The following is a 26,431-nucleotide window of genomic DNA, read 5'->3' on the forward strand; positions in this document are numbered from 1 at the left end:
TGGCTTCGGATTCGCTTGCCTCTATTCCGTCTTGATCGCTTCCAGAGCGGGCAGCTTCATCGCCCGCCGGGCGGGATAGAACCCGGAAATGAGCCCGACCAGCGTGGCGAAGACGATGGAGGCCCCCATCAGCCAGGTGGGGATCACCGAGCTCTTCAGCGGCACGCCGTTCGGATCGGTCATGCCGCCGCCCATGCCCATGGACGAGCCGAACAGGCTGCCGCCGAATTTGTTCAGCAGGTATGAAGCGCCGATGCTGAACAACACGCCCAGCACGCCGCCGAGGAAGCCGATGAATCCGGCTTCCAGCAGGAAGAGCCGGCGGATGTCCTTCAGCTCGCAGCCGAGCACCTTCATGATGCCGATCTCGCGGGTCCGCTCGTAGATCGACATGATCATCGTGTTGGCGATCCCGATGGCCGCCACCAGGAGCGAGATCGCCCCGATGCTGCCGAGCAGCGTCCGCATCATCTTGGACTGCTCCTGCATGCCCTTCAGCACATCGGTCAGCGCGCTGGTGCTGAAGCCCAGCTTCTTGATCTCGTCGCGCACCGGCTCCACGTATTTCATATCCGACACCTGGACGATGGCCCGCTGGTAGCCCTGCTGCGTATTCGCCATGCCCTGGCTCTTCTGCAGCTTGGCGTTCTCGCGGATCAGCTTGTTCAGGTGATCGAGGTTCATGTAGACCATCCAGTCCCGCTCGTTCTGGGATTCGACCAGGATGCCGGCCGTCTTGACCTTGTACAGCTTAGCCGGCTGCTTCTCTCCCTGGCCGGGGTTCTCCGAGTTCCCCTGATTCTCCCCGTAGGCGGTATCGAAGGTCATCTGCAGCTTCTCTGTCATCAGGTCGATCTTCGGAGGCTGCTGATAACTCCGCGACTTCGGGTTGTAAAAGTTGTTCACGATGCCGGAGCCGAACAGCAGGACATCGGTGTCCGCCTCGGTCAGAAGTCGTCCCGCCGAGGTCTGGAAGTTCATCTTCTCCAAGGCCTCCGGCCGAATGCCGACCAGGTTCAGGTAGGAAATGTACTTCCCGGCGATCAGCTTGGCGCCGGTCTGCAGGAGCGGAGTCGCAACCTCGACCCCCTTCAGGGAGCTTATCGTCTGGATGGCTTTGTCATCCAGCTTGGCGGTTCCCGAGCTGCCTCCACCGACTGAGCTTACCATGCCTCCGCCGCCGTTCCCACCGGGGTAGACGTCGATGGAGGTCAGACTGCCCATTCGGCTTACGAGCTGCCTATTGGCTTCGTTCATGCCGATGCCGATCGACAGCATGACCACGATCGAGGCCGTCCCGATCACGACCCCCAGGATAGTCAGGAACGAGCGGATCTTGCTGCGCATGAAATTGGAGAAGGCCAGACGGATCAAGTCAAGACTATTCATCCAGCTCCAGTTCCTTTCTCCGGCGCCGCTTCTTTCGGATAAGGAGACCGGCGGTCAGCGCGCCCAGCACGACAGCGGCGGGAATCCCGATCCACATCGCTTTTTTCCATTTGCTCTTGCCCGCCGCAGGCGGCGGCTCCAGGGGTTGGGCGTTCGGGTCGGGCTGCATCACCGGCTGCTCCATGACCGTGAGGGCGAATTCCTTGCGCACCTCCGTCTGCTTGCCCGCCGCATCCTCGAAGGTGAAGACGATGTTCCCCTTCACTTCGCCGGCTGCGTTCGGCGTGATCGACACGTCGTACGTATCCGTTCGGCCGGAAGCGAAGTTGCCGACGTAATAGCCGCCGCCCGTCAGGGTGAAGTCGCCCTCCGCCTTAATCATCAGGTTATAGAGCGTGGATTTGCCCATGTTGTAGAAGTCCAGCGAGATCGGGACGGGCTGGCTCGGAAACGCCTCGCCGAGCACGTTCACTTCGCCGGCCACCAGCCGGTTGTTCTGCTGAACGGGAACGCTGACGGTTTCCTTGGAGGTGAAGGGATTGCCCAACTCGTCCTCGTACTCGAAATTCAGCGTAATCGGATAGATCTTCGGATCGGCATCCGGTTTGGCGCGGAGCTTCACCTGCCGGTCCACCGAGTTCGTCTGCCCGATGGCTTCGAGGAAAAAGCTGTTGCTGCCGTCCACCGTGAAGGTGCCGTCCTCGGAGGCAATCGTCAGCTTGATGTTGCGCACGCCGGTCACCCGGCTAGTGTTGAGGATCGACATCGTCAGCACCGTATCCTGCCCGGCGAGCACGCTCTGCGGCTCGAAGCCGTAATGGCTGACGATGATGCGGGGCACGGATTTGCCTTCCCCTTCGCCGCCTGCCGCCCCTTTGCCCTCCACGTACACCCCGACGTATTGCGTCAGCGTGCCGCGGGCCGATTCCCCGGTGGCCTTGGGATCGTCGTATTCCACGCCGATGCCGATGGGGTAGCTCTTGGTCGCGGCGTCCGCCGCGACCTCCAGCGCAAAGCTCAGCTTCTTCGATTCGCCCGGAGCGAGCGCCGGAATGGCGATCGTGCTGAGCGACTTCGGAATCAGCTCCTTGTCCGTGGTCAAGGTCGTCTTGATGTTCTGCGTCTTGGCGGAACCGGTGTTCTTCACCGTGAAGGAGACGGTGAACGTCTCTTTGGGCACGAGCGTCCCCTGGGGAGCCTGAATGCCGTCGAGGGTGAGCAGCGCTTGTCCGGAGTTCTTGGACGCCACGGGGATAAAGATCTGGTTCTCCTCCGTCACCAGCGTGCCGGTCTCGTCCTTGTACTGCCACTTGACGCCGAGCGGCTGACTGCCGCCCGCAATCGCGGATGAGACGCTCAGCGCAAAGCTGACCGTCTGCAGGTCGAAGCCCTTAATCTGGCCGAGCTTGCGGATGTCCGTCGAGCTGTCGAGGGCAAAGCCGTCCGGCTTGAGCCCCGTCAGCGATACCCGAACATCGTTCGCCGGCAGGCTGCCCGAGTTGGAGATGGTCAGCTTGAGCGTCAGCTTGCCGCCCGGAACCGCCTGCGACGGGCTCTTGGCTGCCGTCTCCAGCGTCAGCGACGGGCTGGTCGAGTCGTTGACCACCTTGATGTATACCGTCTCGGACGAGGTGAACGGGTCGCCCAATCCGTTGGTGTACTGCAGGTTAGCCTTGAACGCATACACCCCGGCCGCGGCATCCGACTTGACCGGAAGCGTGAAATCGGCGTTCTTGCTCTGATTGCTGCCCACGAAGTCGAGGTAAGCGGTCAGATTGGTCATGCCGATCTGGAACGGAATCTTGGTCTTGTCCTCCGGCTCCAGGGAGACGGACACGTTCTGCGCCGCATAGGAAGCCGTGTTCTTGATCGGCAGGCTGAGCGTCAGCTTCTCGCCCGCCTTGACGGTGGGCACGCCGGTCGAACCGGCGACGGTGAGCTTCGGCACGATCTTGCTCGTGTCGATCTGCGGAATCGTCGGCGCGGGCGTCGGGGTTACCTCCACGGTGGGCTGCGCTTCCTTGATGTTCAGCGTCTGGCTGAACGTGCCCTTGGCTCCGCCGTCCTTCAGCGTGTAATGGAAGACCACCGTCAGCTTGTTGCCCGTGCCCGTATAAATCAACGGCAGCGTGACGCTGCCGGAGGCGTCGCCGAATTTCTCGACGGGAAAACTGTTGGTGCCCGATCCGTAGAACGAGCTTGCATCGTCGACCTCTACATACAGGTCGCTTAAGTCCGCCCCAGACGGATTGCTGAATTTCAGCACGACGCTCGCCTGGTTCTTCTCGCGAATCGGCGTCGAGGTTCCCGCCGCCAATTGATAACTTGCCAGAAATTCCGGTCCCGCCGCCGCGTGCGCCGGCTGCGCCGGAAGGAACCCCGTAAGAAGAATAACAAGTGCCAATACTGCCATTGACCAATTGCGCTTCACTTGACCACCCCGACCGATTCATTCATGGTTTTGTCCTTCACTTCAATGCCTTCGATGACACCGTCCCGAATCCGTATGATCCGGTCCGCATAGGCCGCGATCTCCAGGTCGTGGGTGACGATGACGAGCGTCTGGTTCTTCGCCCGCGCCATCGCCGTCATCAGCTCCATGACCTCGATCGTCGTCTTGGTATCCAGGTTCCCGGTCGGCTCATCCGCAAAGACGATCTCCGGGTTGGCGGCAAACGCCCGGGCAATGCCGACCCGCTGCTGCTGGCCGCCGCTCATCTGCGAGGGCTTGTGCTTCAGCCGCGTGCCGAGGCCGACCGCCTCCAGCAGCTTCGCCGCCCGCTTCTCCCGGGCCCGCTTGGAAATGCCCTTGAAGGCGAGCGGCAGACCGACGTTCTCCATCGCCGTCAGCGACGGCAGGAGGTTGTAAGACTGGAAGATGAACCCGAGGTGATCCTGCCGGAACCGGGCCAGCTTCTTCTCGCTCATGGCGCTCACCAGCTCGCCGCGGATCTTCACCGTGCCCTTGGTCGGTTTCTCCAAGCCCGCCATCATGTTCAGCAGCGTCGATTTGCCCGAACCGGAAGTGCCGAGCAGGCAGCAGCACTCCCCTTTTTCGATGGTGAGCTGGATGGAATTCAGCGCGACGACCTTTTCGCTGCCGATCCGATATACCTTGCGCAAGCCCGCAATCTCAATAATGGGCGTCCCCACGCGATGCGATTCCCCCTATCCGCCCTATTTCGTATGTATGGCCCCGTTTTCGATCCATTCGGCGCCTATCGATAAGACGTTCCGAAGTCGGTCAATGTTTCATGATTCTGCCAATTTTTCTCCTCTTAAGAGCCGCTTCCCGGGAGCTTCGCCGACACTTCGCGGACCTCTACCGATTCGACCTCTTCCGGTACAATCCCTTCCGGAAGCTCATACCTTACTTCGGCGTAATTGCCGATGATCCGCTCTTCCCCGACAACCCGCCCGGTCCCGCGGTCGACCCGCTTGCGCCAGATCTCGTTCTGCCGATAATTCCGCCCGTTCTGCCGCAGGAAACGGTGGTTCCGCTCCTCGATGTGATAGCAGAGCGGCCATTCCCGGTCGCAGGAGACGGTCCCCTTCAGATGGCGGTCCGTCAGCCACAGCCTGAACTGGAAGGTGCGGTCCGTCGGATTGTGGAAGCGCAGGTCGATGTAGTTATAGAAGACGCTTGCCCCGCTGCCGAAGGGAAGCGTGCGGCGGTCGTCCGGGAACGGATCGAAGCTGTGGTGATGCCGCTCCGTCACTGTCAGCGGGGTATGCAGGGCCATCCAGTACAGGAGATTGGCCAACTGGCAGAGTCCGCCGCCCACTCCGGTCTTGACCTCGCCCTGCGACAGCAGCAAGCCCTCGATGTATCCCTTCCCCGCCGTCGGACGGCCGATCAGCCGCCAAAAGGAAAACGTCTCCCCCGGCCGGATGCAGATTCCGTCCACCCGGGCCGCCGCCAGCCGGAGGTTGGTCACCTTGTTCTCCTGCAGCCGGGGATCGGACGAGCCGAGCCGCCTCCTCAGCAGAGATTGATGCCGCTTCAGTACAAACGGCGCATCCATAGCCCGCTGCTCGGCAAAGTCGGTGCCCGGCAGCAGATCGCGGCACCGTCGCATGACCCGGAGCTGAGCTACCCTTGCGCGGTATAAGACAGGAAATCGCTTCAGCAAAATTCGTTTCAACCTTTCGCCCCCTCGTCAGTCGCACGGACCGTATAAATCGACGGAAGCAAGTGGAAGAAAGTTGCTTCCTCTTCACGCAAAAAAGAGCCTCTCCCCCATCCGCCCGGACATGGGAAAAGGCTCTGCTCGATTCAATTCACCAAGGTAGCACTGCTGTGTTCATCAAGAGGCGCGAAGCGCCCCGTTCTCCAGATGCAGGACGCGGTCGCAATAATGCAAGACCCGGTCATCGTGGGTGACCATGATCGCCGAGTTGCCCTCGCGTTTCACCTGGTCGGCGATAAGCGCGACTACCTCGCTGCCGCGCGCGGCGTCGAGGCTCGCCGTCGGCTCGTCGGCGAAGAGCACGTCCGGCTTGTTCATCAGCGCCCGGGCGATGGCCGTCCGCTGGCGCTCGCCGCCGGACAGCTTCTCCGGGTAAGCCTTGTTGCGGTTCGTCAGCCCCAGACGGGCCAGCAACTCGGCGGACCGCGCTTCCGCTTCGGAGCGCGGCATGCCTGCCAGCTTGCCGATGAGGTGCAGTTGCTCCTCGACCTTCAGATACGACACCAGGTGGGCGCTCTGGAAGATGAAGCCGAATTTCCTTAAGCGCAGATCCGCCAGTTCCTTGGCCGACTTGTTCGAAAGCGGTTCGCCGTCCACCAGCACTTCTCCGGAAGTGGGGCGGAGCAAGGCGGCGGCGATGGAGAGAAAGGTGCTTTTTCCCGAGCCGGAAGGCCCCATCACGGCGACAAATTCCCCTTGCTCCACGTCGAGCGCGAGGTTCTGCAGAATCTCCACCTGTCCGGTTCCATCCTGATACGAATGGCCGATTCCTTTCAATTGAAGCTTCGTCTTCATCCGGCAACCCTCCCTATCGCGTCCAGCGCGTCCGTGCGCGCCACCTTGACCACCGACAAGAGCGAACCGGCCAAGGCGACCAGAATAAAGGCGCCCGCCGTGAAGCCCATGACTCCCGGGCTGAGCCGGAAAGGCATCGTTTCCGGCAACGCCTGCATCATCAGCCGGACGAGCGCGAGGCTCACGGCCGTGCTGCCGACGGACAGCAGGAGTACCTGGGCGACGAGCCCCGAAGCCAGGTAGCCGGTACGCGACCCAATCGCTTTGAGAATGCCGAATTGACTGGTCTTCTGCAGGGTCATCACATAGAAGAATACCGCCAGTACGAACGCCGCGATCACGTAGAGGAACGCGATCATCATGTTGAGCGATTGCTGCTCCTCCTTGTAGCCCGGAATGGCTTTGATCGCCGCCTGCTTCGTGATGACCTCCGTGCCGGAGATTTTCTCCGCGAGGGCTTTGGCCTGATCCGCCGAGGCTTGGATAGCGATCACGTTATACGCCGCCTCCGGGCCTGCGGAGCCCGCCGCCTTCGCCCCATAAGCGGCCGACAGCTTCGCCCCGTCCGCTTCGTTCAGGAAGACGACCGGCGCGTGGCTGTAGGACGCTTGATCGACGAAGCCCGCGACGGTCCAGGCGAGTCCCGTCGCTTGATCCTTCAGGACGCTCCCAAGTTCTACGCCGGAAGCTTTCATCTTCTTGTCGACCAGCACGCGGCCGTCCGCTTCGCTTCCCAGGGCTTGTCCTTCCAGCGGCTTCGGCGCCAGCCGGCCCGCCGGGTCGACCGCAAACAGCGTGACGTCCTTCTTGGTTTCCGTCCCTTTCAAGCTGACCGTGCCCATACGCACGGCAAGCGGTGTCGCCTGCTCGGCGCCGACGACCTGCCGGGCCGCGTCCAATTCTTTCGCGCTCAGCACGGATCGGGCAAACCGGCTGTCCGAGCCTTTTTCCAATACGAAATGATCGGCCTTCATCGTCTCCAGGGCCGACGTCGTATCGTAGGCCAACCCCCGCGCGAGCCCGGTCACGAAGAGGACCAAGAATGATACCAGCAGCATGATCGTCACAATCAGCGCAAAGCGCAGCTTGGCATGCCGCATTTCCCGTAAAGCCAAATACATGAGGCTCCCTCCTTCTCTGATCTGTCATCAGTATAGGAGAGTAGTGTGAACGCCGCATGAACAGCTAATTACAATGTGAATCGTGAAGCGACCGCCGCGGCCGGCCGTTACCGGATCCCGCCGACCGGCAACCGGACGATGAATTCCGTCCCAATGCCCACAGCGCTCGCCGCTTCCAGCGTGCCTCCGTGAAGCTGCACGATCTTCTGGGCAATGCTCAGGCCGAGGCCGGTGCTGCCGGACCCGCGTTCCCGCGCTTCGTCCACCCGATAGAACCGGTCGAACAAGTGCGGCAGGTGCTCCGGGGCGATTCCTTCGCCGGTGTCGGCGATCCGAACCTCGCAGTCGCCGCCCTGGCGGCCGGCCTTCACCCGGATCGAGCGGCCGGCCGGGATATGCTGAACGGCGTTGCCGAGCAGGTTCATCCAGACCTGCATGAGCAGGACATCGTCGCCCTTTAGCTCGATGGTATCGGGTACCGAGAGAGAGACGGCCAGCTCTTTTTGCTCCAACTGCCATTCCAGCACCTGCAAGGCTTCCCGAAGCTGGGTTTTCAGGTTGAACGTCTTGACATGCAGCCCTTCCTTGCCCTGCTCGACCGCCGACAGCGTCAACAGCTCTTTGCCGAGCCTGGACAAGCGGCGGCTCTCCTGTGCGATCACTTCGGCATAGTGCTTCCGCTCCTCCGGCGGCAACTCGTCGGATTCGGCCAGCACCTGGGCGAAGCCTTGAATTGAGGTGAGCGGCGACTGAATTTCGTGCGAGACGTTGGCGACGAACTGCTGGCGGGCCGTCTCTGCCCGTTCCAGCTCGCGGCTCATCCTAGCGAAGTGGGCGGCAAGCTGGCCGATCTCGTCCTTGCGCCCATCCGGAAGCTGGTGGCGGAATTCCCCGGCCGCCATCCGCTTGGTCGCTTCCGTCAGGCGCGTCACCGGCTGAACGATATAGCGCGTGCTGAAGAGGAAGAAGATCAGGCTGCAGGCGATGGTCAGGATGGCGATCATGGCGAAGAACATCCTTAGCTCGCCGAACTGCAGCAGCACATCGGGCCGCAGGAAGAGTGCATACGTCTTGTCGCCGGCCTGAATCGGCACGCCGATGGTGTTGGTGATCCGGTTGTCGAAGAAGCCGGTGATGAACGGCTTGTTCGGGAACTGGGCAACCCCGTGGTACACCTGCCCGCCGATTACGGACTGCACGGTCGCGGCAGGAAGCGCTCCGCCCCGGAAGGGACTGCCGAAGAAGCGGCCGCCGCCCGAAGCCTCGGTCAGGTACAGCTCGTAACCGAGCGCCGCCACGTTGTGGAGATAGTCGGTAAGGTCCTCCGGATGCCCGCCCGCGTACGATTGAACGGTCTCGGCGATTGAGGTCAGCTTTTGATCGTTGAAGGGCTTCAGCTTGATATGGTAGTAGATGTTGGAGATGAGAAAAGCGAACAGGCTGCTGAACAGAACCGTACAGATCGTAATCAGCAGCACCCGCGTGTACAACGATTTCACCGGCCCGTCACCTCGATCTTATAGCCGAGGCCGCGAACGGTCTCGATGGTGAAATCCGCCTCGTATCCGGCAAAACGCTGCCGCAGCCGCTTGATGTGGACGTCGACCGTCCGGTCGTCCCCCTCGTAGTCGGCCCCCCAGATCAGTCGGATCAGCTCCTCGCGGGAGAAGACTCGCCCCGGAAACTGTGCAAGCTGGGAAAGCAGCTCCAGCTCCTTCAGCGGCAGCAGGAAGACCGTCTCGCCGTCCGTCACTTCGGCGGTTTTGCGGTCGATGACGATCCGGTTCATCTTGATCCGGTCGTTCGCCGTCCGCAGGTACCGGCGGAACAGGGCCTTGATGCGGAACAGCAGCTCCTCGGGCTCGAACGGCTTGGTGACGTAATCGTCGGTTCCATGCAGGTAGCCCTGCTCCTTGTCGGACAACTGGTCGCGGGCGGTCAGGAGAATGATCGGCAGGTCCTCCTGCTCCCGAAGCCGTTCGCACAGGGCAAAGCCGTCCATCCCCGGCATCATCACGTCCAGAATCGCCAGGTCGAACGATTCGGTCCGGCTGAGCTCCTCCGCCTTCACCCCGTCCTCCGCCTCGGTAACGCGGTAACCCTCCCGCAGCAGCACATGCCGCAGCAGGGCGCGGATATGGGGATCATCGTCGGCTATCAAAATATGCTTCATCGTCGTCACTCCTATCCCCACCAGAATAGCATACCGCAAGGCCCGGACAAACCCTGCACATTCGATCCATTCCGAATCGATGGGCAACCGGATGAATGATACCTGAGGGTAATGGGTAAGAATAGCAAGTACACGCATTTCCAACCTGCATCCAAAGGAGGAATTCCCATGGCAGACGAAGAAAAAGTCCGCAACCAACTCAACGAAGAAGGCGATTCCCTCGCGGAAAAAAAGAAGATCGAAAACGGCGTAGACATCGAGCCGGAGGCCGATGAATGGGTGGCCAAGCCCGCCGCCACCGTCGAACCCGACGAGCTGGTGGAAGACGAACCGTAAGCCGGATATAGCCGAAAAAATCCCCTTTTGCCTCGCTCTCCTGGGAGTCGGGCAAAGGGGATTTTTGCGGTATTAATTGTACGTTTAGGTTCTTGGTCCCACTAGCGCCTCTGCCACGATTCCCGCTCCTAAGCGAAACCCCTGAATGAACGATGCGGCTTGCTCGATTCCATGGCGCTCCGCCAATCGCTCCAGCAGATCCTCCAACATCATAATTTCCTCTTCGACACGTCCCTCCTTCCATTTCTCCAATGCTGCTTCAATTTGACGGCGAACACGGCGATGTTCCATATTTTCGGGCAACAGCTCTTCGTCAGGGCGCAATTCCCCGTAATAAAGTTGCTCCAAGAGTTTAGTCATGTTGCCACCTGCTTCCAGAGGATTTAGGCTCTAACTATCTTGCAGTTCCATTATCGCCGGCATATCATCCGGAAGCCACGGAGTATACTCTACAAAACAGATGTTTTTTGGCTTTTTGTCGGCTTCCTCGGCCAAATCCAGTAACTCGTCGTGATCAGCAAATCGATGCCGAGAACCAGGCCCCATGTCCGCAGGACCGCAGACAGCGCGGAGGTACGGTCTGGGTCATCAACCAGAGCGACGATTCCGAGCAGCAGAGCGGAGCCGAGCAGAAAGGCTCCCGCATGCTTCAGAAAGCCCTTGAGTTCATGGTGGGCGTGCTCCCTGCCGAAGCGCTTGACAGGGCGTGCCCCGCTGCGGATCACATAGTACCGGAAGCGGTCGTCGGCCCAACGGATCAGGTCGCGGCCGAAGACGACCGAGACGGCGATATAGATCGCGGCGATGCCGTGAGCCGCTGTCGCCACCGCTCCGCGGTACAGGTCCACGCCCGTCAAGACCAGCAGGAGCAAATCGATCAACGGCGTCAGGGCGAGCAGCAGCAGCCCCAGCTTTTCCCGCTTAAGCCCATAACGGACCGCAAGGCCTAATCCGATGACCACCCAAAAAGCAAACTCACAGGCGACAATCGCCCAAGCCATCCCGTTCATTCCTTGCCTCCAATCGATACAATTGTATTATTTCATGGTCGATTAAGCTTACCATGTACCCTTATTTAATACAAATGTATGATATCGTTGTCCTCGTCCGGCTGCTCTGCTACAATGGAGACATGGTAAAAATCGTAGATCACGACAAACGAAAAATTGAGATCGCCGAAGCGACATGGCGAGTCATTCTGCGCGACGGCCTGCCCGGCGCAACCGTCCGCAGCATCGCCGCCGAAGCGGGAATTTCCCTCGGCGCGCTGCGTCATTATTTCTCGGCTCAAGAGGAGCTGTTGTCCTTCGCCATGAATCTGGTGAAGGAGCGCGCCGAGGCCCGAATCCGGAACGGCATGGAGGTAACGCTGCCTCCGAAGGAGAAGGCGCTTCGTCTGCTCCTGGAGCTGCTGCCGGTCGATGCCGAGAAAATGGCGGAGATGGAGGTCTGGTTTGCCTTTACCTTCCATCGGACCCATGCACAAAGACCGTCCGGGACAGACCCGGACGGCATTCTTCGTTTGGTGCGATGGGTGCTGGATACGATGGATTTACAGGAAAATCTGCTGCGTCCGGGAATAAACAAGGAGCTGGAGGCGGAACGGCTGTACGCCTTGATTGACGGTCTCGCCCTGCACGCGCTGCTGGAGCCCGACCGACTTCGGCCGGAGCGGATGATCGAAGTTCTGTCCGCCCATTTGGACGGGCTGTGCCGCCCGTGAGGATGCGTTATCACCCTACTACGGAGGTTATTACATCCAACCCGTCTCTTTCCTGAGCTTCCTGACCGAAGCCAAGCGCAGCACTTATGCAGCCCGAGGAGACGTTTCCTCGGTATCCCCTATGCTCCGGCTTCCCTTCTGCTTTAGTTCCCCTTCTCCCATGCCGCCCGCAGACTCGCGTACAGTTCGCGAGTGTCTTGCGGGTTCTTCTTGTTGTAGACCACGTGCATGCCGTCCAGTTCCACCACCAGATAGGGCGGGTTGTTGCGGAAAATATACACCTTGGAGCGTCCCCAGTCGGCAAAGCGGAAATTCCCGCGGGCGGTCCGGTCCGTCTCCAGTCCGTTCGTCCGCCGACCGTGTGGCAGACGGTCGACCAATGTTACGGATTTCACTTGCTCCAACGGGAATCCATACGAGTACAGCGGATAATCAATCTGAACTCTCCCGTTCTCCCGAAGCTCCCAGCGGGGCGTGGCGCTGTCCATAACGCCGATCAGAATGCCGATGCCGAGCACCAGGACGGCCGACGCCCCCAAGCTGCCCCAGAGAACCGCCCGGCCCCTCTTGGTACCCAAATTCACCGTCGTGCCGAACCCGCTCCGATCTTCGACGAAGACGGCCGGATTATCGGGATTGCGGTAATAGAGACCGTCCACCCAATCATCGTCCTCGTCCCGGACGATCGTGCCCTCTCCTCCCTCTTCGGGAAGAAGCCGATTCTTAATACTCTCCCAGTAGCGGAGGAACAAAATGAGCAGTAGCACCGGAACCGCTACGGTCAGAACGGCCCATACCGGCAGTATGCCCGAGCTTTCCCGCTCGCCGTTTAACGACAAGGCAAAGAGGAACGCGAACAGGGCTTCAAACCCGGCCAGCAGCAGCCACAGGAGCGATTGCGCCCGGAGCTTTCTCCGTTGAAGCTCCAGATTCAGCAAGCTGTCCCGGTGGTACACCCGGGCCTTCAACCGGGCCGACAACAGCGCCATGGCGAGAAAGAGCAGTGTATTCAGAATCGCGATGGCGCTGGTGACCGCCACCGGCGTCTGCCCGGCCTGCACGCTCCGAATGAGCAGCACCGCCGACGGAACCAGCGGCAGCAGAAACCAGACGACCGGCAGAGCGCCCTTGTCCTTGTCCCGGGAGAGCCGAAGGTCAGCCTGAACCGTTCGCGAAGCGCCGGCGCTCCAGCCCCGTTCGCGCTTGATCCGCTTCAAGGCGCGGTTGGCGAGAACAAAGGGGCGGCTGGATACGAAGTAAGCCAGAATCAGCCAGATGAAGAAATACGCATAATTGACGGCGAAATACCCGCGCGAAAAGAAAAACGGGACGAGGGCCGCGAGCAGAAACAGCGCGGCTCTTCGCGAGCTCCTTCGATACTCAGCCCGCACGCCTTGTACCCCGGCGTCCTCCGCAGCGCCGACGGGAAGGGTAACGCCGAGCAGGCGTCCCCGGCGCAGCTTCGCCTGATAACTCCAGACTCCGGTGAAGATCGCTCCGATCCCGAGTGCGGCGGCAAGCAGATAGTAGCTGATCATTCCTAGTCCTCCTCTATGCTCCCGGCCGGAGTGGGCATGACGGCAAGAATCGCCGAACACAGCTTCAGGAACTCCGGCTTGCGGATTCCCCGCAGCAGGGCCTCGCTGATCACCAGCTTGAGCTCTTTCTCCAGTTTGCCGTGATACACTTCGGCGGCCGCTCCGTTCAGAGCTTCCGCTCCCCTTACCGTCGCCCCCCGCCTCCGGTCAATCTCGATGAAGCCTTCCCTTTTCAGCTCGGCATAAGCCTTGTTAACGGTCATGGGATTGATCTCGAGGTCTTCCGCCAACTGGCGCACGGTGGGAAGCCGTTCCCCGGCCGCCAGCTCCCCGGAACCGATGCCGAGCACGATCTGATTGCGCAGTTGGAGGTAGAGCGGCAAGTCGCCGCCGAAGTCCAGGGTTACGATCAACAGAATCGCCTCCCTCACTTGTCATTGTTACATTTGTATCATAACAAGTAATACTTAAATTGGCGAGCCGATTCCCTCTGGAACCCTGCCCGTTCTTTCGGTATCATAGGGAAGATGTCCATACCTCTTAGATCCGATTGGAGAACCTCATGAAGAAACCCGGCTCCGCAGTCCGTCCGTCATCCCGCACCTATGTATTCCAGCTTCTCACCGTGTTTGTCGGCTTTTTGGTGTTCGGCTTCTCGGAGAACATCAAGGGCCCGGCGATCCCCCGGATTCAGTTCGATTTCCGCCTGAACGAGCAGCAGCTCGGCTCTCTGCTGTCGCTGAACGCGCTCGGCTACCTCCTCGCTTGCTCGTTTACCGGCTTCCTGGTTAGGCGGCTCGGCATCAAGGCGGTCAGCCTGCTCGCCTTCGGCAGCATGGCGTTGTCCGGCGTTCTGATCGCCGTCTCCCGGACCTATCCCGCCTTCTCGGCCTCCTACTTTCTTATGTACATCGGCAACGGCATGCTGGAGATCGCCCTCGCCATCCTGGCCGCCCGAATCTTCGTGAAGAACACCGGGACGATGATGAACCTGTCCCACTTTTTCTACGGCCTCAGCTCGACCGTCGCGCCGCTCCTCGCATCGGGCCTCATGTCCATGAGCCTGGGCGGCTTCACCCTGGATTGGCGTGGCATGTACCTCATCATGCTGTCGCTCTCGGTTCTTCCCATGCTGCCGGCCCTGTTCAGCCGGTTTCCGGGCGACACTCCCGAAGAAAAAGAGCAGCGTCCGCCGATCTCCTCGCTGCTGCGAGACCGGACTCTGCTGCTCATTACGCTCGTGCTGACCTTCGGGGTCATCTCCGAGCTGTCCATCGGCGGCTGGCTGGTCAACTTCCTGGAGAAGGCCTACTCCTGGAACGTGACCGAGGCCTCCGGCCTGCTGTCCTTGTTCTTCCTCTGCTTCACCCTGGCGCGGCTCTTCGCCGGGCCGATCACCGACCGCATCGGCTTCACGCTCTCGCTCGCGCTGTTCGCCGGAGCGTCTGCACTCTGCACCTTCGCCGCAATCGTCTTCGGCGAACCGGCGGCCTTCCTGTTCGCCGCGGCGGGCATCGGCATCGCGCCGATCTACCCCACGGTCATGGCGCTGATCGCGAAGCGCTACCCGCGGGGAAGCGATATCGCCATCACGGTATCCGTCACCCTGATGGGCGTCGGCAGCGTCATCGGCAATTACTTGATCGGCTTCCTCATTGAGGCCTGCAAGCGGCTCGCGGGCGGCGGTTCGCTCGGCCTGCTTCGCGGCTTACAGGCCGGTTATGCCTTCATCGGCCTGTGCGCTCTGGCAAGCTCTCTGCTCTCCGTCGCCTTGTTCCGCTCGCTGAAACGCCGAGGCGAGCTGCTGTAGCTCCTAAGCCCGCCGAGAGGCGGGCTTAGTTCATCAGTGTATACTGGACGAGAAGCGACGTCGCAGACAGCGCGACGGATGAGCCCAGCCCGAGCAGGATCGGACGCCAGCCGCCGCGGACCAGGCTTCCCAGGCGCGTGTTCAGGCCGATCGCCGCCATGGCCATGACGATGGCGAATTTGCCCGCCTGGGCGAGCGCGGGTCCCACTCCCTCCGGCAGCGGCAGGAACGTGTTGATCATCGATGCGGCAAGCACGCCGATCACGAACCAGGGAAAGATACGGACGAGCGAGTACCGCTCCCCGGCCGCTTTCGATCGCTTTCGCGAAGTGTGAAGCGCCAGGATCAGGGTGACCGGAATAATCGCCAGCGTCCGGGTCAGCTTGACGATCACCGCCAGCTTTCCGGCGGCGGCACTGTAGGCATAACCCGCGGCGACCACGGAAGAAGTGTCGTTGACCGCCGTACCGGCCCATAAGCCGAAGCTGCGGTCGTTCATGTTCAGAAGATGCCCCAGCGCCGGAAAAGCGAACGCGGAGATTACATTGAACAGGAAGATGGTCGAGATCGCCCGCGCCACCTCCTCTTCCTTCGCCCCGATCACCGGCGCAGCCGCGGCGATGGCCGATCCGCCGCAGATGGCGGTGCCGACGCCGATCAGGATGTTCGTGTCGGTCTCCAGCTTCAGGAGCCTGCCGAGCCCATAGGCTGACGCGAAGGTTGCCGTCAGGGTAAACGCCATCAGCAGGAGCGTCTCGCTCCCTGTCCGGATGACGGTGCTCAGGTTCATCGCGAAGCCCTGCAGGACGATAGCATACTGCAGCAGCTTCTTGGACGCGAAGGCCGTCCCGCTCTCGAAGGCGGGCGGACGCTTCCAGTAAGCCAGCAGCAGGCCGAGCAGCAGGCCGATCACCGGGCTTCCCGCAACGGGATACCGGCTCCCGATGATCCAGGCCGGAACGGCGATGAGGGCCGCCAGGGCCAGTCCGGGAATTTTGCCGATCGTGTTGTTCATGATTTCCCTCCTCATGCTGCAGTATAGAGCTTGAGGAACGATAAGAAAAACGATATTATTTTATGATAACGATTAGGATATCCTAATGATTGAGACAGGTGATAGCGATGACACTCCGGCATCTGCGGGTGTTTGCCGCCGTGTGCGACACCCTGAACATGACGAGGGCGGCTCAGGAGCTCTATATGACCCAGTCCGCCGTCAGCCAAGCCATCTCCGAATTGGAGACCTCCTACGGCGTGAAGCTGTTCGAGCGGCTGTCGAAGAAGCTCTATCTCACCCAGGCGGGGGAAAAGCTGATCGGCTACGCCCGGCATATGATCCGGCTGGAGGAGGATGCGGAAAACGAGATGCGGAACCTCCGGGAGAAGAGCCGGATTCGCGTCGGCGCCAGCGTCACCGTCGGCTCCTCCGTCCTGCCGGGCCTCGCCGCCGCGCTGAAGCACGAGCTTCCCCGGCTGGGCCTGGAGGTGACCGAGGACAACACAGCCCCGATTGAACGGCTTCTGCTGCTGGACAAGCTGGATATCGGGTTGGTCGAGGGGACCGTTCGCTCGCCGGAGCTCCTCGTCTTCCCGTTTGCCCAGGACAGGCTGACGCTCGTCTGCGGCCGGGCCCATCCCTTCTATTCCCGCTCCCTGGTGGAACCGAAGGAGCTGGAACGGGAGGATTGGATTCTGCGCGAGGCCGGCAGCGGCACGCGCCGCACTTTCGAGGAGGCCATGGAACGGCATGGGCTGAAGTGGTCTTCTTCCTGGACCTGCAGCAATGCGGACACGATCAAAGCCGCCGTCGCCGAAGGCCTCGGCGTGTCGATGATCTCCGAGCGGACCGTGCGCCAAGACATCGAGACCGGCCTTCTCCGCTCCGTGCCGGTGAACGGCCTCTCCCCGGTGCGGGAGTTTCAGCTCGTCTACCACAAGAGCAAATACTTGACTCCCGCCCTGGAAACGTTCCTGTCCTTCTGCCGAAGCCGGGTTCGGTGACCCCCAAATAGCAACCGCAGCCAAGGGGACCAGCCGCTTCCCGCTCCATAGCGGCAGGCAAAACAGAAGAGTCCCGCCTCCGGTTCTCCCGGAGGCGGGACTCTTCGCGCGTGCGCCGTTTACTGCCGCTCCACCGTAACCAAGGTGATCTCCTTGGTCGTGTACGTTCCGGCAATGAGGCGTTCTTTGAGCACGCCGAGCTTGAGAAGGCTGGCGATCTTGCCGGGGTCCGCCTTTGAAGCCAAGCGCCATACGTCGGGGTCCGGCAAGCTCTCGTACAGCCGGTGGTCGTCGTATTCCTTGCGCTCTTGGGCGATCAGCTTCAAGCGGTAGCCGCCGGCCGTCAGCTCGGTCGTCTCCCGCCTCCGGCATTCCCCGATCAGGGTCTCGCGGAGGGCGGCTACCTCCTTTTCCGCTTCGCGGATCTGCTCCTTCAACTCATAATAGCGGGCCAGCGTCTCTTCCATCGGCCGTTCCCCCCTTGCATGGTTTCCCTACATTCCTATGCCAAGCCGGGCAGGAATAAGCCAATTCGGTGTCAACGCAAGAAACCCGCCCCGGATGATCCGGCAGCGGATTTCTTGCGTTAGAGCTTATACAACCGCGTTTAAGCGCGGGCTCGTTCCTCGTATCCCCGCTTGCGGGCCTCCAGCATCCGCCAGCCGGTGATGATAGCGGCCACGAGGCAGATGGACGACGAGACGATGAACACCACATGCATGCCGGAGAGGAAGATATCGGGGCGTTCCGGGATCAGCTCGGTTACCCGATAGCCGGCGCGGTTGCTCATGACGTGGAACAGCGTCGTGGTCGCGACGGTGATGCCGACGACCATGCCGATGTTGCGCACGAGCGAGTTGACGCTTCCGGCCAGACCGAGCTGGGTCCGGTCGATCCGCGACATGACGAGCGAGTTGTTCGGCGATTGAAACAGGCCGCTGCCGATCCCGAGCATGGCGATCCACAGGCCGACGAGCGGGACCGGGCTGCCGCCGTGCAGCGAGGCCAGCCCGAACTGGGCGATGACCATCACCAGAAGCCCGGCGAAGGTGAGCAGCTCGGAGCCGATCTTGTCGGAGAGCGCGCCGCTTACGGGAGCGACGATTACCATCATAATCGGGAAGAGCATGAGGAGCAGCCCCGCCTGCGAGGGCGACATGCCCAGAATGCCCTGGGCATAGAACGGCGCGATGATGTTGAAGCAGAAGTTCGCCACGAACACCAGGAAGCCGCACAGGATGCTGATCGAGAACAGCGGATTCTTGAACAGCGGCAGGTGCAGGAGCGGCTCGCTCTTGGTCCATTCCACTCGGAGGAAGATTCCGAAAGCGACGACGGCGAGCGCGAGGGATGCGAGGATCCAGGGATCGCCGTAGCCCCGCTGCTGACCGAGCAGAATGCCGGCGAAGAACGCCAGAATGAAGAAGCTGAACAGCAGGCTGCCGGACACATCGATCCGGGCCTTGGTCTTCACATAATCGGGCGGCAGGAACTTCCAGCCGAACGCGAGGGCGATCAGGCCGATCGGCACGTTCACCCAGAAGATCGACTCCCAGCCGAGGGACGAGACGAGCACGCCGCCGAGGCTGGGTCCTGCGATGCTGCCGAGGGAGACGAAGGTGCCGACGAGGCCGAGCGCCTTGCCCCGTTCGCTCGAAGGAAAGATGTCGGTGACGATGCCCTGGCTGTTGGCCATGGTCATCGAGGCTCCGACGGCCTGGAATACGCGCGAGGCGACAAGCAGGGAGAGGCTTCCGCTGAGCCCGCAGAACAGAGAGCCGACGATAAAGAGGATGGTTCCCAATTTGAATATGCGAATTTTGCCGACGATGTCCCCGAGCTTGCCGAAGAACAGGATCAAGGCGCAAATGGCCATCAGGTAGCTGGTGGTAACCCATTCGACCTGGGCGATCGAGATGCCCAGCGACTTGGCCAAGTTGGGCAAGGCGATGTTGACGATGCTGCCGTCGAGCGTGGACATGAACGTAAACAAATTCATGACCACCAGGATGATCCACCGTCGCTTTTGAATCTCCGGGTTCTCCTGATACGTGCTGTACGATGATGCCGACATGAATATAGACCCTCCAAATCCCTTTTGCAGATGAGCGCTTTTCTTTCCCGAGGGAGGAACGGCTTTCTCTGATGTTTAGTGTGCCACAGCCGAGCGGATTCGTTCCGGCGCGGCCCGGTCATTTAGTTGCAGACGCAACGTTTTATTTTCTCAGTATAGGATAAACTAGTTGCATACGCAACCGTAAGTACGTTACAGTTTAGGTAGTTTTTAAAGAGTTTTTCTTAAGCCGTAAAGGTGGTTGAATCATGAATAATCGCGCCCCCAAGGAGCCGATCACCCGTCTCTTGTCCATCCTGCACCGCAAGAACCTGAAGAATGTGGCCAAGCTGCTGCAGCCTTACGGGATCGGCGGAGGCCATCACTACATTTACCTGCTTAATATCCTGAGAGCTCCGGGCATCAACCAGGACAAGCTGACCGACAATCTGCGGCTGGACAAAGCCACGACTGCCCGGTCCGTCAAACAACTGGAGGAAGCCGGTTACATCGAGAAGCGGACCGATCCCGACGACCGGCGGGCCTATCAGCTCCATCCGACGGAGAAGGCGCTGGCCTTCGAGCCCACGCTGCGGGATATTCTCGCGCAAGCGAATCGCCGCCTGACCCGCAGTCTCACGGAGGAAGAAGAGGATCAGCTCATTCTTCTGCTGCAGAAGCTGCACCGCGATACCTGCGAGTGAACAAACAAAAAAAAACCTTCGGCCTCTCCCCGTCCATCCGGGCTGGGAATCCGAAGGTTTTTTATTACAGCGCTTTCAATTTCTGTCGGGACACGCCGATTTTCCAAGATTTACAGCTAGTTTTCGAGGAAACGGTGTTGTTACAATACGGGTGGAAGCAAGAGTTTCCAACAAAACCAAGAGTTTGGCCGTTGTCCTGACTTTGGGATAATTGGCGCTCCCACCACCTGGAGGTATCATCTTTGAAAAAACAGCTCTTATCCGCCGGCATCGCCTTCTCCGTTCTTGCGGGCAGCTTCGCCGTCCCCGTGTCTCCCGTCGCTCATGCCGCTACCGCATCCGCCGCTACGACCGGAACGATTAAGGGCACGCCTTACTTCCATAAGACTCCGAAAAGCGGAGAAGCGACGATGGGCTTCGTCAAGAACGGCTCCGTCGTCGAGGTCCTCGAAATTACCAACGCCTATTGGGTCAAGATTGTTTATCAAGGCAAGACCGGTTGGGTCTCCTCCCCTTACATAACCACAAAAGCAAAACCTGAAACATCCCCGTCCCCGACTCCGACACAAAGTTGGGAGCAATCGGCGGACAAGCTGCTCGCTTACGCCAAGAGTCTGGTCGGCAAGGTCCAATACAAGAATTCGGTTCGCGACACTTCCAATCCGAATAAGCTCATCCTGGACTGCTCGTCTTACACTCAATATGTGTTCAAGCAAGCGCTCGGCCTCTCGATGAAATGGGGAGCGAACCTGCAGCACGACGCCTTCCCGCATGTCGCCAAGAGCAATCTCCGCAAGGGCGACCTGGTCTTCTTCTCGGTGAGCACGCCCGGCAAAATCGGACATGTCGGCATCTACATGGGCGGCGGCAAGTTCATCCATAACGTCAATCCGGCTTCCGACGTCGTCATCAGCGATCTGACGACCGGATACTGGAAGAACCATTATATCGACGGCGCACGCGTGATCAAGTGATCGGCTCCTTCCACAGAAAACCTCCCTCCATCTTCGATGGCCGGGAGGTTTTTAGGTTATTACGGGCAATCCGTGCGGGGACTCGTCCATCCTCAAGCGCTGCTTCGAGCCTTACGAAGCTTCAGCGTGCGCAGCAGGGTGAAGCCAATCCCGGCAAGGACAATCAGGATGACGAACTTCCAGGCATGCTGCTCCATTATCCGGAAGGCAGCCTCCCAGCGGGAGCCGAAGATATAGCCGAGAGCCGCAAAGCACGTCACCCAGAACAGAGCCCCCGACAGGGTATACAGGAAGAACGTCCGAAAAGGAACGCCCATGATACCGGCAAAGTAGCCCGTGAAATGCCGCACCCCGGGAATAAAATAGCCGATGAACAGCAGCTTCGGTCCATACCGATGGAACCAGATACGGGTCTTCTGCAGCTTGGCCGGCGTGAGGAATACCCATTTGCCGTACTTGTCCAGGAAAGGCATGCCGGCAGCCCGCCCGATTCCATAGGTCAGCGTCATCCCGAGAGCGGTCCCGAGAAACCCGATGCCGATGACCGGAGCCAGATGCAGGATTCCTTTGTAGGACAAGTAACCGGAATACGTCAAGGTCGTTTCGCCGGGAAAAGGCAGAGCAATGAACTCGAGAAACAAACCGGCGAACAGCACCACATATCCATACAGCTCAAACAGCTTTTCCACATAGGCGAAGCTCATGGCGACCCTCTTCTTCCCTCGGTTAATCCACTCCACCTGGGAGTTTAAGCCTGACTTTCCTTTAGTGTACCCTAAACCCGCTTGGGTTGCATCTCAAAACGACAGCGCCCCGCTCTTTTCCGAAGCGATTTCGGAAAAAAAACAAGGCGCTGTGCTTAAGGCATTCGATCACCGCGGGCCGGGCCCCCCGGGGCCGCCGGGTCCCCAATGTCCGGGTCCGCCGGGGCCTCCAGGGCCTCCCGGTCCGCCGGGTCCCCAGTGTCCGGGTCCGCCGGGACCCCCAGGGCCTCCCGGTCCGCCGGGACCCCAGTGTCCAGGACCGCCAGGGCCCCCAGGACCGCCGGGAAACCAGGGGCCGGGCGGACGCGGAGGGATGCCGGGCGTCCAGGGGTTCCACGGATTCCAAGGGTTCCACGGATTCCAGGGGTTCCATTGGTTCCACCACGGATTCCAAGGCCCCCAACCCGGAGTTCCGAAGCCGGCTGTGCCGGCGGCGGGAGGTACGGTTACGGTCCGGGAGATTCCTTCCTCGGGCAGATGTTCCGGATATTCCGGATATTCATAAGCCATGCCATTCACCTTTCTTTCGGTCGTTTTGTGAAGGAAGAGTCAGCATGAGCAGAGGCGCGCCGTCGATGCGAAGCGGTGATCCGGTCGCTTTCCCTGCTTCTCTTCTGCCAGCATATGCATCTTGGGCCATTGGGTTCGTGCCCGGCACGGCTCCGGGCGAATTTGGGCTACCCCGGATTCTCCCCATCAAAAAAAGGCCGCTCGGCGGCAGGCATTTCCTGCACCGGACGGCCTCTTGCGAGGACGGTCTTATTTCAGTTTCCAGTAAAGCTCGTTCCAACGGAGCTCGTTCTTGAAGGCGTACGGCTTCGTGTCCTTGTCGATGACGACGCATTCGATGCCCGTGAGCTCGGCGTAGTCCAGCAGATCCTCCGTCTTCACCTCGTAGGAGAATACGGTGTGATGCGCCCCGCCGGCGAGAAGCCAAGCTTCCGCCGATTCCGTAAGCGACGGCTCCGGCTTCCAGAGGACCCGGGCGACCGGCAGCTTCGGCATGTCGCGCTCGGCGGCCACGGCTTCCACTTGGTTGACGATGAGGCGGAACCGGTTGCCGAGGTCGATCAGGGAGGCGCAGACGGCCCGGCCCGGACGGCTGTCGAAGATCATCCGCGCCGGGTCTTCCTTGCCGCCGATTCCCAGCGGATGCACTTCAAGCCGCGGTTTGTCCGCCGCGATCGTCGGGCAAACCTCCAGCATATGGGCGCCGAGGATCATTCGGTTGCCTTCTTCGAAGTGGTAGGTATAGTCCTCCATGAAGGAAGTGCCCACATTGCCCGCCATCTGCTTCATCACGCGGGTCAGCGCCGCCGTCTTCCAGTCGCCCTCGCCGCCGAAGCCGTAGCCCTGCTCCATCAGCCGCTGAACGGCCAGGCCGGGAAGCTGCTTGAGCCCGTGCAGGTCTTCGAATGTCGTGGTGAACGCCCCGAAGCCTCCTTCGGTCAGGAAGCCTTTCAGCGCCAGCTCCAGCCGCGCCTGATAGGCAATCGACTCCCAGCCGTTCTTGCGGACTTCTTCCGTGATGCGATACTGCTCGGTGTATTCCTCCAGCAGCCGCTTCACTTCCGCTTCGGGAACGGCGTTCACCCGTTCGACGAGATCTCCGACTCCGTAGCCGTTGATCGACCAGCCGAATTTAATCTGCGCCTCAACCTTATCTCCCTCGGTGACGGCGACTTCCCGCATGTTGTCGCCAAAGCGGGCGACCTTGAGGCTCTTGCCCGCGGTGAATGCGGCTGCCGTGCGCATCCACTTGCCGATCCGCGTCCGAACGTCCGTGTCCTCCCAATAGCCGGCTACGATCTTGCGGGCAATGCCGAGCCGTGCCCCGATGAAGCCGTATTCGCGGTCGCCGTGCGCGGACTGGTTCAGGTTCATGAAATCCATGTCGATGCTGTCCCACGGAATGTCCCGGTTGAATTGGGTATGCAGGTGCAGCAAAGGCTTGCGAAGCGCAGTCAATCCGCCGATCCACATCTTGGCCGGGGAGAAGGTATGCATCCAGGTCAGGATGCCGGAGCAGCTCTCGTCGCCGTTCGCCTCTATACACAGGCGGGTAATGGCGTCCGGCGTCGTCAGCACCGGCTTGAACACCAGCTCGTAGGGAAGCGCCGGGTCGTCGTTCAAAGCGCTTGCAATGATGCGGGAATGCTCGGCGACCTGATCCAGGGTTTCCGGGCCGTAGAGGTGCTGGCTGCCGGTGACAAACCAGAAGACGGGCTTTTGCACAGTCATGGGATAAGTTCCTCCTTTAAATGGACAAGCACCGCAACTTGTACTGACATGCTCAACGATAATCGCTTACAGGACGGGAATTGGCCGTCCGTCCAATCGAATTGTACGTACAAGTTGATTCTTCCTTATTCTACTTCCTCCATGGGGCAATTTCAATAGAGCGTTTGCCTTTCCCGGTTGGAACCTCGCGTCAGCGGGTAATTACTCTGTACGGAGCACCAAGATTCTTTTGTTCACCAGAGGAGGTCTACCGCTATGTCCAACCTGAAAACCGATCAGATCGCTCATTTGAAGAAGCTGCTGCAGCAGGAAAAAGAGGAGCTGCAAGCTTCGCTTGACTCCCGGGAACCGGAATCCCTGAAGGATTCGCTCGGCGAGCTCTCGACCAGCGACAACCATCCCGCCGATTCCGGCACCGAGCTGTTCGAGCGCAGCCGCGATCTGGCGCTCGACGACACCGAGTCCGAACGCCTTGCCGAGATCGAAGCCGCGCTTGCGCGTATAGAAGAAGGCACCTACGGCATCTGCGAAGCGAGCGGCGAGCCCATTCCCTATGAACGGCTGGAGGCCCTGCCTTGGACCCGTTTCACGGTCGAGCATTCGGACCAGCAAGAAGTGCCGGACAGCCGTCCCGTCGAAGAGGAAGTCATGGTGCCGGGCCGCGGAGTCGTGAGCCCCAACAGCCTGACCGAGGATAATCAGCGCGACGACGACGACGCTTGGCGCACCGTCGAGGAATACGGAAATTCGGACTCTCCCGCGATGGCCGACAACCCCGACCGGTTCCGCTATACGGACAAGTCGGGCCGGGAAGCGGACGGCGACGGGTATGTCGAACCGCTGGAAACCTTCACCGTGACGGATATCGACGGCGGCAACCGCCGCGCCCTGCGCGGCCCGGGCATGCGGGACTACGTCCGGAAAGGCGAAGGCGACGAGTCGCTTCAAGAGCCTCCGTCCAAGGAACCGCCGCGTTGACGGCGGTTTTTTTCATGGTAAGGTCGCCCTCTATTATGCAGTCAGAGACGCCCCTTCCCTTCGCTGCGCCCTTCCGGGCGGTACCTGCCAAAAACGCACCGGCTTCCCCTTCGGAAGCCGGTGCGTTTTATTGGAAAGCTGATCCGGTGAAACGACTAGGTCAATCGGCCTTATCCGCCTGTTAGCCTTTCGCCGGTACAAGCCGGGCGTAGAGCTGCTTGTACTGCTTGGCCGCCTGCCCCCAGCCGAAGTCGGTCCTGGCGATATTGGCGACGAGCTTCGCCCATTTATCCGGCTCGGCGTATACGGACAGCGCCCGCTTCAGCGTGAACAACAGCTCGTGGGCATTGTAATTGGCGAAGCTGAAGCCCGTGCCCTCTCCCGTAAATTCGTTGTACGGGATGACCGTATCCTTGAGTCCGCCCGTCTCGCGCACCACCGGCACCGTCCGGTAGCGGAAGGCGATCAATTGGCCGAGCCCGCACGGCTCGAACTGCGAGGGCATCAGGAACATATCGGAAGCCGCATAGATCTTATGCGCCAGCGATTCCTGAAACCGGATATGGGCCGACACCTTGTCGGGGAACCGGGCAGCCGCATCCTTGAACAGCTGCTCGTATTTCCACTCCCCGGTGCCAAGCAGGATGAATTGAACGTCCTCCTGGAGGAACTCGTGGAGAATGCGCTCGACCAGGTCCAGCCCCTTCTGCTCGACCAAGCGGGACACCAAGCCGACGACCGGCACCTCGGCCCGCACGGGCAGGCCGAACTCCTGCTGGAAGGCGAGCTTGTTGAGCCGTTTCTTCGCCAGGGAGTTGCGGTAGTTCACGGCGATGTCCGGGTCCTTCATCGGATCGTAGAAGTCGTTGTCGAGTCCGTTCAGAATGCCGACGAGATCGCCGTCCCGCTTGCGCAGCATGCCGTCCAGACCTTCGCCGAAGTACGGCGTCTTTATCTCTTCCGCATACGTCTCGCTGACCGTGGTAATCAGGTCGGAGTAGACCAGCGCGCCCTTCATGCAGCTGCCGTCCCCGTAGAACTCCAGGCTCTCCTTGTGGAAGTAGTTGTCGCCGACGCCGAGCAGGTCCTGCAGCAGTTCCCGCGAGAAGCGTCCCTGGTACTTCAGGTTGTGGATCGTGAAGACGGTGCGGATGTTCCGGTACTCCTCGATGTGATGATAATGGGCCTGCAGAATAAACGGAACGAGCCCGGTCTGCCAGTCGTGGCAGTGGATCACATCGGGAGCGAACCCCATATGCTGGACGGCTTCGCAGACGGCCCGCGAGAAGAAGACGAACCGCTCGGCGTCGTCTCCGTAGCCGTAAATCCCTTTCCGCTTAAAGTAGAACTCGTTGTCGATGAAATAGTAATGGATGCCTTCCCATTCCAGCTCCTGCAGCCCGCAGTACTGGTGACGCCAGCCGACATAGACGCTGAACTCCTTGACCGTCTTCATCTGCGCGCGGACAGACTCGTCGATCTCCTCGTACTTGGGCAGGATGATCCGGACCTCCACTCCCGCGGCCTGCAGAGCCTGCGGCAGGGAACCGATGACATCGGCGAGCCCTCCGGACTTGACAAACGGAACCGCCTCGGACGCGGCGAACAGCACTTTCATACGGGAACCCTCCACTCAAAGTT

The 26,431-nt window shown here is 60.6% G+C and carries 25 protein-coding genes; 7 read left to right on the forward strand and 18 right to left on the reverse strand.

Features of this window, described 5'->3' with window-relative positions; genetic code table 11:
- Positions 1-21: 21 nt before the first annotated feature.
- From ACSEXS_RS09930 to ACSEXS_RS09965, 8 genes are all read right to left on the reverse strand, one after another.
- Positions 22-1,389, reverse strand: coding sequence for an ABC transporter permease (locus ACSEXS_RS09930; protein WP_438432993.1), 1,368 nt, complete (start codon positions 1,387-1,389; stop codon positions 22-24).
- Entirely contained in the window at positions 1,382-3,802 is a 2,421-nt protein-coding gene (locus ACSEXS_RS09935; RefSeq protein WP_438432994.1) for a COG1361 S-layer family protein, read from the reverse strand. The genes ACSEXS_RS09930 and ACSEXS_RS09935 overlap by 8 nt, the downstream gene beginning before the upstream one ends.
- Before the next feature lie 14 nt (positions 3,803-3,816).
- Positions 3,817-4,542 carry an ABC transporter ATP-binding protein gene (locus ACSEXS_RS09940; protein WP_438432995.1) on the reverse strand — a complete coding sequence of 242 codons (726 nt, stop codon included), beginning with the start codon at positions 4,540-4,542 and terminating at the stop codon, positions 3,817-3,819.
- 125 nt (positions 4,543-4,667) lie between these two features.
- Positions 4,668-5,534 (reverse strand): VanW family protein, encoded by an 867-nt coding sequence (locus ACSEXS_RS09945; protein WP_438432996.1) that lies wholly within the window; start codon positions 5,532-5,534, stop codon positions 4,668-4,670.
- 162 nt (positions 5,535-5,696) lie between these two features.
- Positions 5,697-6,374 carry an ABC transporter ATP-binding protein gene (locus ACSEXS_RS09950; protein ID WP_438432997.1) on the reverse strand — a complete coding sequence of 226 codons (678 nt, stop codon included), beginning with the start codon at positions 6,372-6,374 and terminating at the stop codon, positions 5,697-5,699.
- Positions 6,371-7,495 carry an ABC transporter permease gene (locus ACSEXS_RS09955; protein ID WP_438432998.1) on the reverse strand — a complete coding sequence of 375 codons (1,125 nt, stop codon included), beginning with the start codon at positions 7,493-7,495 and terminating at the stop codon, positions 6,371-6,373. The genes ACSEXS_RS09950 and ACSEXS_RS09955 overlap by 4 nt, the downstream gene beginning before the upstream one ends.
- Positions 7,496-7,602: 107 nt before the next feature.
- Positions 7,603-8,994 (reverse strand): sensor histidine kinase, encoded by a 1,392-nt coding sequence (locus ACSEXS_RS09960; protein WP_438432999.1) that lies wholly within the window; start codon positions 8,992-8,994, stop codon positions 7,603-7,605.
- Positions 8,991-9,668 (reverse strand): response regulator transcription factor, encoded by a 678-nt coding sequence (locus tag ACSEXS_RS09965; RefSeq protein WP_438433000.1) that lies wholly within the window; start codon positions 9,666-9,668, stop codon positions 8,991-8,993. Before ACSEXS_RS09965 ends, ACSEXS_RS09960 begins: the two co-directional genes overlap by 4 nt.
- A gap of 168 nt (positions 9,669-9,836) precedes the next feature.
- Between ACSEXS_RS09965 and ACSEXS_RS09970 the strand changes: the two genes are divergently transcribed.
- Entirely contained in the window at positions 9,837-10,004 is a 168-nt protein-coding gene (locus ACSEXS_RS09970) for a hypothetical protein (protein ID WP_438433001.1), read from the forward strand.
- Positions 10,005-10,088: 84 nt separating this feature from the next.
- On the opposite strand, the gene ACSEXS_RS09975 is transcribed toward ACSEXS_RS09970, so the two are convergent.
- On the reverse strand, positions 10,089-10,364 hold the full coding sequence (locus ACSEXS_RS09975) for a DUF6809 family protein (RefSeq protein WP_438433002.1): 276 nt from the start codon (positions 10,362-10,364) through the stop codon (positions 10,089-10,091).
- An 89-nt stretch (positions 10,365-10,453) separates the two neighbouring features.
- Positions 10,454-11,014: a hypothetical protein gene (locus tag ACSEXS_RS09980; protein ID WP_438433003.1), complete on the reverse strand. Its 561-nt coding sequence runs from the start codon at positions 11,012-11,014 to the stop codon at positions 10,454-10,456.
- 122 nt (positions 11,015-11,136) lie between these two features.
- On the opposite strand from ACSEXS_RS09980, the gene ACSEXS_RS09985 reads away from it, so the two are divergent.
- Positions 11,137-11,727 carry a TetR/AcrR family transcriptional regulator gene (locus ACSEXS_RS09985; RefSeq protein WP_438433004.1) on the forward strand — a complete coding sequence of 197 codons (591 nt, stop codon included), beginning with the start codon at positions 11,137-11,139 and terminating at the stop codon, positions 11,725-11,727.
- 143 nt (positions 11,728-11,870) lie between these two features.
- Here the strand turns inward: ACSEXS_RS09985 and ACSEXS_RS09990 are convergent, their stop codons facing one another.
- Together ACSEXS_RS09990 and ACSEXS_RS09995 are read right to left on the reverse strand one after the other, a co-directional pair.
- Complete coding sequence (locus ACSEXS_RS09990; RefSeq protein WP_438433005.1) at positions 11,871-13,265, reverse strand: DUF5808 domain-containing protein; 1,395 nt, start codon at positions 13,263-13,265, stop codon at positions 11,871-11,873.
- Between the two features lie 2 nt (positions 13,266-13,267).
- Positions 13,268-13,678, reverse strand: a complete 411-nt coding sequence (locus tag ACSEXS_RS09995) for a GntR family transcriptional regulator (RefSeq protein WP_438433006.1) — start codon at positions 13,676-13,678, stop codon at positions 13,268-13,270.
- Between the two features lie 149 nt (positions 13,679-13,827).
- Here ACSEXS_RS09995 and ACSEXS_RS10000 point away from each other — a divergent pair, with 149 nt between their 5' ends.
- Positions 13,828-15,075 (forward strand): MFS transporter, encoded by a 1,248-nt coding sequence (locus tag ACSEXS_RS10000; RefSeq protein WP_438433007.1) that lies wholly within the window; start codon positions 13,828-13,830, stop codon positions 15,073-15,075.
- Between the two features lie 25 nt (positions 15,076-15,100).
- On the opposite strand, the gene ACSEXS_RS10005 is transcribed toward ACSEXS_RS10000, so the two are convergent.
- The gene (locus ACSEXS_RS10005; RefSeq protein WP_438433008.1) at positions 15,101-16,090 is read right to left on the reverse strand and encodes a YeiH family protein; all 990 of its coding nucleotides are present in this window, start codon (positions 16,088-16,090) and stop codon (positions 15,101-15,103) included.
- Positions 16,091-16,197: 107 nt separating this feature from the next.
- Between ACSEXS_RS10005 and ACSEXS_RS10010 the strand changes: the two genes are divergently transcribed.
- Positions 16,198-17,076 (forward strand): LysR substrate-binding domain-containing protein, encoded by an 879-nt coding sequence (locus tag ACSEXS_RS10010; RefSeq protein WP_438433009.1) that lies wholly within the window; start codon positions 16,198-16,200, stop codon positions 17,074-17,076.
- 119 nt (positions 17,077-17,195) lie between these two features.
- On the opposite strand, the gene ACSEXS_RS10015 is transcribed toward ACSEXS_RS10010, so the two are convergent.
- Positions 17,196-17,543 (reverse strand): hypothetical protein, encoded by a 348-nt coding sequence (locus tag ACSEXS_RS10015; protein ID WP_438433010.1) that lies wholly within the window; start codon positions 17,541-17,543, stop codon positions 17,196-17,198.
- 140 nt (positions 17,544-17,683) lie between these two features.
- Entirely contained in the window at positions 17,684-19,150 is a 1,467-nt protein-coding gene (locus ACSEXS_RS10020) for an MFS transporter (protein WP_438433011.1), read from the reverse strand.
- 248 nt (positions 19,151-19,398) lie between these two features.
- Here ACSEXS_RS10020 and ACSEXS_RS10025 point away from each other — a divergent pair, with 248 nt between their 5' ends.
- On the forward strand, positions 19,399-19,833 hold the full coding sequence (locus tag ACSEXS_RS10025) for a MarR family winged helix-turn-helix transcriptional regulator (RefSeq protein WP_438433012.1): 435 nt from the start codon (positions 19,399-19,401) through the stop codon (positions 19,831-19,833).
- A gap of 242 nt (positions 19,834-20,075) precedes the next feature.
- On the forward strand, positions 20,076-20,807 hold the full coding sequence (locus tag ACSEXS_RS10030; protein WP_438433013.1) for a C40 family peptidase: 732 nt from the start codon (positions 20,076-20,078) through the stop codon (positions 20,805-20,807).
- 92 nt (positions 20,808-20,899) lie between these two features.
- On the opposite strand, the gene ACSEXS_RS10035 is transcribed toward ACSEXS_RS10030, so the two are convergent.
- Both ACSEXS_RS10035 and araA read right to left on the reverse strand, forming a co-directional pair.
- Complete coding sequence (locus ACSEXS_RS10035; RefSeq protein ID WP_438433014.1) at positions 20,900-21,511, reverse strand: DedA family protein; 612 nt, start codon at positions 21,509-21,511, stop codon at positions 20,900-20,902.
- 819 nt (positions 21,512-22,330) lie between these two features.
- Positions 22,331-23,812 carry an L-arabinose isomerase gene (araA, locus tag ACSEXS_RS10040; RefSeq protein ID WP_438433015.1) on the reverse strand — a complete coding sequence of 494 codons (1,482 nt, stop codon included), beginning with the start codon at positions 23,810-23,812 and terminating at the stop codon, positions 22,331-22,333.
- A gap of 255 nt (positions 23,813-24,067) precedes the next feature.
- Here araA and ACSEXS_RS10045 point away from each other — a divergent pair, with 255 nt between their 5' ends.
- Positions 24,068-24,790 carry a TraR/DksA C4-type zinc finger protein gene (locus ACSEXS_RS10045; RefSeq protein ID WP_438433016.1) on the forward strand — a complete coding sequence of 241 codons (723 nt, stop codon included), beginning with the start codon at positions 24,068-24,070 and terminating at the stop codon, positions 24,788-24,790.
- 181 nt (positions 24,791-24,971) lie between these two features.
- Here ACSEXS_RS10045 and glgA read toward each other — a convergent pair whose 3' ends face one another.
- Positions 24,972-26,408 (reverse strand): glycogen synthase GlgA, encoded by a 1,437-nt coding sequence (gene glgA / locus ACSEXS_RS10050; protein WP_438433017.1) that lies wholly within the window; start codon positions 26,406-26,408, stop codon positions 24,972-24,974.
- Positions 26,409-26,431 lie beyond the last annotated feature (23 nt).

It is taken from the genome of Gorillibacterium terrae (assembly GCF_051594785.1).
Taxonomy (GTDB): Bacteria; Bacillota; Bacilli; order Paenibacillales; family NBRC-103111; genus Gorillibacterium.

Bases quoted from the DNA above. Each gene is read 5' to 3' on its own strand.
- ACSEXS_RS10025 (WP_438433012.1), top strand. From the start codon at position 19,399: ATGAATAATCGCGCCCCCAAGGAGCCGATCACCCGTCTCTTGTCCATC.
- ACSEXS_RS09950 (WP_438432997.1), bottom strand. From the start codon at position 6,374: ATGAAGACGAAGCTTCAATTGAAAGGAATCGGCCATTCGTATCAGGAT.
- ACSEXS_RS09985 (WP_438433004.1), top strand. From the start codon at position 11,137: ATGGTAAAAATCGTAGATCACGACAAACGAAAAATTGAGATCGCCGAA.
- ACSEXS_RS09990 (WP_438433005.1), bottom strand. From the start codon at position 13,265: ATGATCAGCTACTATCTGCTTGCCGCCGCACTCGGGATCGGAGCGATC.
- ACSEXS_RS10000 (WP_438433007.1), top strand. From the start codon at position 13,828: ATGAAGAAACCCGGCTCCGCAGTCCGTCCGTCATCCCGCACCTATGTA.
- ACSEXS_RS09965 (WP_438433000.1), bottom strand. From the start codon at position 9,668: ATGAAGCATATTTTGATAGCCGACGATGATCCCCATATCCGCGCCCTG.
- ACSEXS_RS10015 (WP_438433010.1), bottom strand. From the start codon at position 17,543: ATGGAAGAGACGCTGGCCCGCTATTATGAGTTGAAGGAGCAGATCCGC.
- araA (WP_438433015.1), bottom strand. From the start codon at position 23,812: ATGACTGTGCAAAAGCCCGTCTTCTGGTTTGTCACCGGCAGCCAGCAC.
- ACSEXS_RS09955 (WP_438432998.1), bottom strand. From the start codon at position 7,495: ATGTATTTGGCTTTACGGGAAATGCGGCATGCCAAGCTGCGCTTTGCG.
- glgA (WP_438433017.1), bottom strand. From the start codon at position 26,408: ATGAAAGTGCTGTTCGCCGCGTCCGAGGCGGTTCCGTTTGTCAAGTCC.
- ACSEXS_RS09935 (WP_438432994.1), bottom strand. From the start codon at position 3,802: ATGGCAGTATTGGCACTTGTTATTCTTCTTACGGGGTTCCTTCCGGCG.
- ACSEXS_RS10035 (WP_438433014.1), bottom strand. From the start codon at position 21,511: ATGAGCTTCGCCTATGTGGAAAAGCTGTTTGAGCTGTATGGATATGTG.
- ACSEXS_RS10045 (WP_438433016.1), top strand. From the start codon at position 24,068: ATGTCCAACCTGAAAACCGATCAGATCGCTCATTTGAAGAAGCTGCTG.
- ACSEXS_RS09970 (WP_438433001.1), top strand. From the start codon at position 9,837: ATGGCAGACGAAGAAAAAGTCCGCAACCAACTCAACGAAGAAGGCGAT.
- ACSEXS_RS09980 (WP_438433003.1), bottom strand. From the start codon at position 11,014: ATGAACGGGATGGCTTGGGCGATTGTCGCCTGTGAGTTTGCTTTTTGG.
- ACSEXS_RS09975 (WP_438433002.1), bottom strand. From the start codon at position 10,364: ATGACTAAACTCTTGGAGCAACTTTATTACGGGGAATTGCGCCCTGAC.
- ACSEXS_RS09930 (WP_438432993.1), bottom strand. From the start codon at position 1,389: ATGAATAGTCTTGACTTGATCCGTCTGGCCTTCTCCAATTTCATGCGC.
- ACSEXS_RS10020 (WP_438433011.1), bottom strand. From the start codon at position 19,150: ATGTCGGCATCATCGTACAGCACGTATCAGGAGAACCCGGAGATTCAA.
- ACSEXS_RS10010 (WP_438433009.1), top strand. From the start codon at position 16,198: ATGACACTCCGGCATCTGCGGGTGTTTGCCGCCGTGTGCGACACCCTG.
- ACSEXS_RS10005 (WP_438433008.1), bottom strand. From the start codon at position 16,090: ATGAACAACACGATCGGCAAAATTCCCGGACTGGCCCTGGCGGCCCTC.